Source organism: Rhizobacter sp., from assembly GCA_021153565.1.
Lineage (GTDB): Bacteria > Pseudomonadota > Gammaproteobacteria > Burkholderiales > Burkholderiaceae_C > Albitalea.
In genome coordinates, this window is sequence record JAJKJU010000343.1 from 1 (window position 1) to 5,819 (window position 5,819).

Consider the following 5,819-nt stretch of genomic DNA (forward strand, 5'->3'; position numbering starts at 1 on the left):
GCCCCTCCATCGTTCTCCAACCAGGGCGCCAGGGGAACCGCGCCATGTAACCGGCCCCGGACTGGGCGGCAGCACTACCGCGTCAGCGGTTTAGTGCAGCCGGGGCTATGGCGAGCATTTGCAACGACGAGCAGGGGTCTTTTGACGTGATGAGCGGTCATGATTGAAATACTCTCAGCCTCTCAGAGCTGCTTCGGCACCTGTAGGCACAACGGCCGGCCCGACGTCCCAAGCGTCGAGCTCGGCGAGGTGTGCGACGTTGAAGTGGCGCAAGCGTGGCAAGCCACGGCAGCGCATGACAGGTGTTCACCTGCTGCAGGATGGGCGACAAGGGCGCTGCCGACATCCTCTCGAGGCTCTAGCTGTGAAGTGCAGAGGCCTAGGTTCCCATTCTGAATCCGGTGCGACTCTTGACCAGATCCGACGCACTTGTCGCGGGATTGACCCGAAGCGCAACCGACACGCGTGGACTATGCTGGTCACCACTCAGTTGCGTGGAAATTGCACCTCCGCGGCGCATTACCTCCGGACCTCCTATGACATTCGTTGCGAACGCGTTACCTGGCGTGCTGCTGCCCTCGACCTTGTCGTCGCGCGCAGCCGTCTCAGTACATCGTCGGTGCCCGTTTCCGAACGGTTCGAGTACTGGATGGACATGGTCTGCGCCCTGTAGGTCTGCCTTGATTGCGAACGGCCGCCGACACCCGAGGTGTTTGGCGAGAGCGAGTTCAGCCGGCTCGGCGTGCTCGATCTGACGCGCGTGACATCGAACGTGCGTCACGTCCGGCGCAGGTGTGGCAGGGGGGCCTCCTATTGCTGGGGGGGGCCCTATGCCGATTGACAAGCACCGAACAGGGCCTGCATCATCTGCTCGATGGCCCGCCTGGACTCTTCCATTGCGACACCGAACTGGCGGTCGCCTCGGCGCTGCATTCGGCCAAATTCAAAGGCGTCGCGGCGATCCGAAAGCTGCTGGTGTTGAGCGACTCGACTCCTCTCTACCCCTACTTGCATCGCAGGAACGCAGCGCTGGCGCCACGCCTGGCGGCTGTGCTCAGGCAGATGAAGGCCGAGGGGCCTTTTCGTGCGCTACCGGCGTGACGTCGAACGCGAGTTCGCGCCGCGGTGAGAAGGGTCGTTCCCATGCGCCTGCCGACCCTGGTCCTGCTGTGCGTGCTGTCGCTGGCGCAACCGCAGGCGCTGGCACAACCGCAGGTGCAGGCTGCGCCAGCTCAGCCATTCCTGATGGGCATAACGGCTCCTGACACGTCATACTTCTACAAGTGGTCTGAGCGAATCTACCGCGAGGCCTTCCGGCGCCTCGGCCTGCGCGTCGAGATGTCGACCTACCCGACTCTGCGCATCGGGGTGCTGCTGGACCAGGGCGCCATTGATGGCGAAGTGGCCCGGGCACGTGTCTACGCGGAGGTGCACCCCGAATTGATCCGGGTCGAAGAATCGGTGATTGACGCCACGATTGCGCTGTACACCGCGAATTCCTCTCTCGACGTGACGCGCCTGGATGACCTGCGCGCGCTGAAACTCAGAGCGGGCCACCTCCGCGGCGCGCTGTACTGCGAGAGAGCATTGGCCTCCGTCTTGCCGGCGGCGCAAATCACCGACGTGACGTACGACGAACAGGGGCTGCAGATGTTGTTGTCCGGCCGCATCGACGCGTTCTGCGGTGTCGATCTGACGGTGTTGGACGTCTTGGATGCCCCTGAACTGAAGGGTGCCGCCGCCGTCCTCCGCAAGGCGGCAGTGCTCCTGGCCGCACCGCTGTACCCGTACCTGCATGGTCGGCATGCCGATCTGGCCTTGCGGCTCGCGGTGACACTGAAGTCGATGAAGGCCGAAGGCCTGATCGAACGCTATAGGCCCGAAGCCTTGCGCGAGGTCGGCCGGTAACCCCAAGGTCGACCGGGTCCTATGGCACAGTGCGACCCATGAGCAGTTACTCCTCCGGTCCTCCACCGTGTCGCTAGTGCGCAGCGCCAGCGGGACGCCGGCGAAGTCCGGCGAACATCGGCTCGGACGCCGCCTGCTGGCGGCCATCGTGCTGGCCAGCACCTGTCTGGCGTTGCTGGCCACCGGCGTCCAACTCTACCTGGACTACGCACGCGATGTCTCCGAAATCGACGCCGCGTTCAGCCAGATCGAAAATGCGTACCTCGACAGCCTGGCCAGCAGCCTGTGGTCATTTGACAAAAACCAGACCCGGCTGCAACTCAGCGGCATCCTGAAGATGCGCGACTTGCGCTACGTGCAAGTCCTGGGTCAGGCGGGTGAGCAGTTTGAGGCCGGTGTCAAGCCGGCCGGTGCCGGCGTGACGCATCGATATGCGCTGCTGGCCCCCACCGCTAAGCACGAGGCGCTGGGCACGCTGACCGTGATGGCCGGTTTCGATGGCGTTTACCGGCGCCTGATCGATCGCTCGGTGGTGATCCTGGTAACCCAGGGCACGAAGACCTTCTTCATTGCCTTGTTCATCCTGTACATCGTCAATCGCTGGGTGACACGTCACCTCGAGCACATCGCCGTCTGGGTGCGCGACTTCGGCGCCGGCCGGCGCGACCTGCCACTGGCCCTGGCCCGTCCTGCAAACCAGCATGGGGATGAGCTCTCGGCGGTGGCCAACGCCTTCAACGAGATGAGGCAAGGCCTGAGCGCCGAGCTGGCTCGACGCACCGCCGCGGAAGCCGAACTGCTGGCCCACCGCGACCGCCTCGAAGAGATGGTCGACCAGCGAACCGCCGAGCTGCAGGAGGCCAAGGAACAGGCCGATGCCGCGAGCCGATCCAAGAGCGCGTTCCTGGCCAACATGAGCCACGAGATCCGTACGCCGATGAACGCCATTCTCGGCATGTCGTACCTGGCGTTGCAAACCGGCCTGGACGCGCAACAGCGCAACTACATCCAGAAGGCACACGCGTCAGCCGAGTCGCTGCTGGGCATCATCAACGACATCCTCGACTTCTCAAAGATCGAAGCCGGCAAGCTCGACATCGAGTCGATTCCGTTCGAACTCGGCGACGCGATGGAAAACGTGGTCAACGCGCTGAGCATGAAGGCCGAGGAGAAGGGCCTGGAACTGCTGCTCGACATGCCGGCGCAAACGCTGACGGCGCTGGTGGGCGACCCGTCGCGGCTGGGCCAGGTGCTGCTCAACCTGGGCAACAACGCGGTCAAGTTCACCGACAGCGGCGAGGTCGTCGTGAGGGTGCAGGTGATCGAACAGGACGGCACGTCGGCCCGGCTGCGTTTCGAGGTGCGCGACAGCGGTATCGGCATGAACCTCGAACAGCAGCAGCGCCTGTTCCAGCCCTTCACGCAGGCGGACGCCTCGACGAGCCGACGCTACGGCGGCACCGGGCTCGGGCTGGCGATCAGTCGACAGTTGGTGCATCTGATGGGCGGTGAACTCGCGGTCGAGAGTGCGCCCGGCCGTGGCAGTTGCTTCCACTTCGAGCTGCGCTTCGGGTTGCAGCCGGTTTCCGCAGAGCAGCCACCGGCGTGGAGCTGCGAGGCGGTGCGCGGCATCCGCGCGCTGGTCGTGGACGACAACGCCACCGCGCGCGTCGTGCTCACGGCGATGAGCCAGGTGCTGGGCCTGCGGGTCGATACCGCCGCCAGCGGCGAAGAGGCGCTGCGGCGTGTGGAGCAGGCCGACGCGAACGACGCGCCATACCAGTTGCTGCTGCTGGACTGGAGGATGCCTGGCATGGACGGGGTGGCCTGCGTCCAGGCGTTGGCCGAACGGACGACGTTGCGGCACCCCGCACCGGTCGTATTGATGACCACGGCCTTTGGCCGGGAAGAGATGCGGCAGCGCCTGGTCGAGCAGCAGCTGCAAGTCGGTGCGCTGCTGGTCAAGCCGGTCACGCCCTCCGCGCTTCTCGATGCCTGCACCACGGCTCTCGGACGCGCGCCCTTGGCCCCCATCCGCGACGCGCGGCGCAAAGAGGCCCTGCACGACCATCGGGCGGCACTGGCCGGAGCCCACATCCTGCTGGTCGAGGACAACGCGATCAACCAGGAACTCGCTGTCGACCTGCTTGGACGCGCGGGTGTCATCGTCAAGGTCGCCTGCGACGGGCAGCAGGCGCTGGACATGCTGGCCCGCGAGCGTTTCGATGCCGTGCTGATGGATTGCCAGATGCCTGTCATGGACGGCTACGCCGCGACTCGGGCGTTGCGCCAGCAGCCGCAATGGCGAGCGCTGCCGGTGATCGCGATGACCGCCAACGCGATGGTCGGCGACCGCGAGGCTGTGCTCGCGGTGGGCATGAACGACCATATCGCCAAGCCCATCGCGGTCGACGAGTTGTTTGCCACCCTTGCAAAGTGGGTGAAACCCGCCAACGCCATCCCGGCGATCGACGACGGTCAGCGCACCGACGCCTTGGCTGCGTCGAACAAGATCGACAAGCATCGAGGACTGGTCAATGCGGGTGGAAACGAGCTGCTGTACCGCCGCATTCTGGCCCTGTTCCGCGACCATGAAGCCGACTTCGCGCAGCGATTCCGCGCCGCCCTCGCCACCGGTGGTGCCGACGCCGCGCTGCGCGCCGCCCATGACCTGAAGAGTGAGGCCGGTACGCTCGGCATGCACGGGTTGGAACAGGCTGCCGCCGCCCTGGAACGAGGCTGCGTGGATGGCGCCGCCGATGCAGACGACCTCTTGCAGAAGGTGTTGAGCCAGCTTGACCAGGTCATCGACGAACTTCGAGTCGCGGAGACCATGCGCGCCCCGTGATCGGGTGCTGGGCAAGGGGCATGGTCAGGCCGCCTGCAGCTGCAGCCTACGGGGTGGCGCCGATGGCGGCGCCCGGGCCTGCAGAACCAGGTGCGTGAGGATCTTCTCGATGACCGGCTACTCCAGGATCGCAGCGATGATCTTCAGCTCACCGCCACAGTTCGGGCAGTGCTCAAGGTCGAGATCAAACACGCGCTTGAGTAGCCGGGCCCAACTCAGCCGCACCGGGCGGTGGTGAGCACAGTTCGTCTCGCACGTGGGCGGGCGGCACTGCCTGAGCAGGCGCCTCTGGCTCTTGTGGCACCACCAGCGCGCGCAGCTTGGCGTTGGGTGCCAGCATGCCGTGGAAGCGGATCAGATGCAAGACTGCAGATTCACGAAGACCTGGCGCATCAGGCCGCCGTCCATGTTCAGTTCGGGCAACTCACCGACGCTGACCTCGTCGATGCGCTGGCCGGCCTTGCCCAGGGCCAGTGCCTGCAGGGCCTCATGCAGTACCGCTTGCAAGGGCAGCGAACGACGCACCAGCTGGCCCTTGGAGACACGCGTCAGGTTCAACAGGTCTTCGACCAGCGTGGCCAGGCGCCGTATCTGGGTCTCGACCATCGCCAGCCACGGCCGCAGGTTGGCGGTCTCGCCACGGCGCAGGTCTTCTTGCAGCAACTCTGACAGCCCGGCAATGCCCGACAGCAGGCCGCGCAGATCGTGCGACTCAGCCCGGCGGTCACTTGCCAACGACGGCTTTGCGTCGACTCGTTCGAGTCATCGAACTTCTCCTGTGGGTCGGCAGCGTAAGTACGCGGCCTGCGGATGCAGTCGTTCCGCCAGGATCCGGTCCCCGTGGCTGGCTGCCGCTTGGGAATGACCGCTGTCGCGGTTCCTGACTTTCTCGGCGTCGTGAGCGAAGGTCAGGTTCAAAGGTACACCGGTCGTTCGTTGAGAAAACCGCCGCCGACTCCTATGGGTCGGCAGCGTCAGTTCGCCGCGTGCTGATGCCGTCGTTCAGCCGCGCTGGTCGCTCGGCCGTCAGTTACCACCCGCGAACGACAGTTATTGAGGTGGA

At 65.4% G+C, this 5,819-nt stretch carries 5 protein-coding genes; 3 read left to right on the forward strand and 2 right to left on the reverse strand.

Annotated elements, in window-relative coordinates; all coding sequences use genetic code 11:
* The first annotated feature begins 837 nt into the window (after positions 1-837).
* The 3 genes from AC30NL_RS21080 (at position 838) to AC30NL_RS21090 (ending at position 4,756) form a co-directional block, all read left to right on the forward strand.
* Positions 838-1,101, forward strand: a complete 264-nt coding sequence (locus AC30NL_RS21080; protein WP_489465940.1) for a hypothetical protein — start codon at positions 838-840, stop codon at positions 1,099-1,101.
* A 42-nt stretch (positions 1,102-1,143) separates the two neighbouring features.
* A complete protein-coding gene (locus AC30NL_RS21085) occupies positions 1,144-1,908 on the forward strand; it encodes a substrate-binding periplasmic protein (RefSeq protein WP_489465941.1) in 765 nt (254 codons plus the stop codon).
* A 67-nt stretch (positions 1,909-1,975) separates the two neighbouring features.
* Positions 1,976-4,756 (forward strand): response regulator, encoded by a 2,781-nt coding sequence (locus AC30NL_RS21090; protein ID WP_489465942.1) that lies wholly within the window; start codon positions 1,976-1,978, stop codon positions 4,754-4,756.
* 184 nt (positions 4,757-4,940) lie between these two features.
* Here AC30NL_RS21090 and AC30NL_RS21095 read toward each other — a convergent pair whose 3' ends face one another.
* Both AC30NL_RS21095 and AC30NL_RS21100 read right to left on the reverse strand, forming a co-directional pair.
* Complete coding sequence (locus tag AC30NL_RS21095) at positions 4,941-5,120, reverse strand: hypothetical protein (RefSeq protein ID WP_489465943.1); 180 nt, start codon at positions 5,118-5,120, stop codon at positions 4,941-4,943.
* Entirely contained in the window at positions 5,111-5,491 is a 381-nt protein-coding gene (locus AC30NL_RS21100) for a histidine kinase dimerization/phospho-acceptor domain-containing protein (RefSeq protein ID WP_489465944.1), read from the reverse strand. The genes AC30NL_RS21095 and AC30NL_RS21100 overlap by 10 nt, the downstream gene beginning before the upstream one ends.
* Between the last annotated feature and the right edge of the window lie 328 nt (positions 5,492-5,819).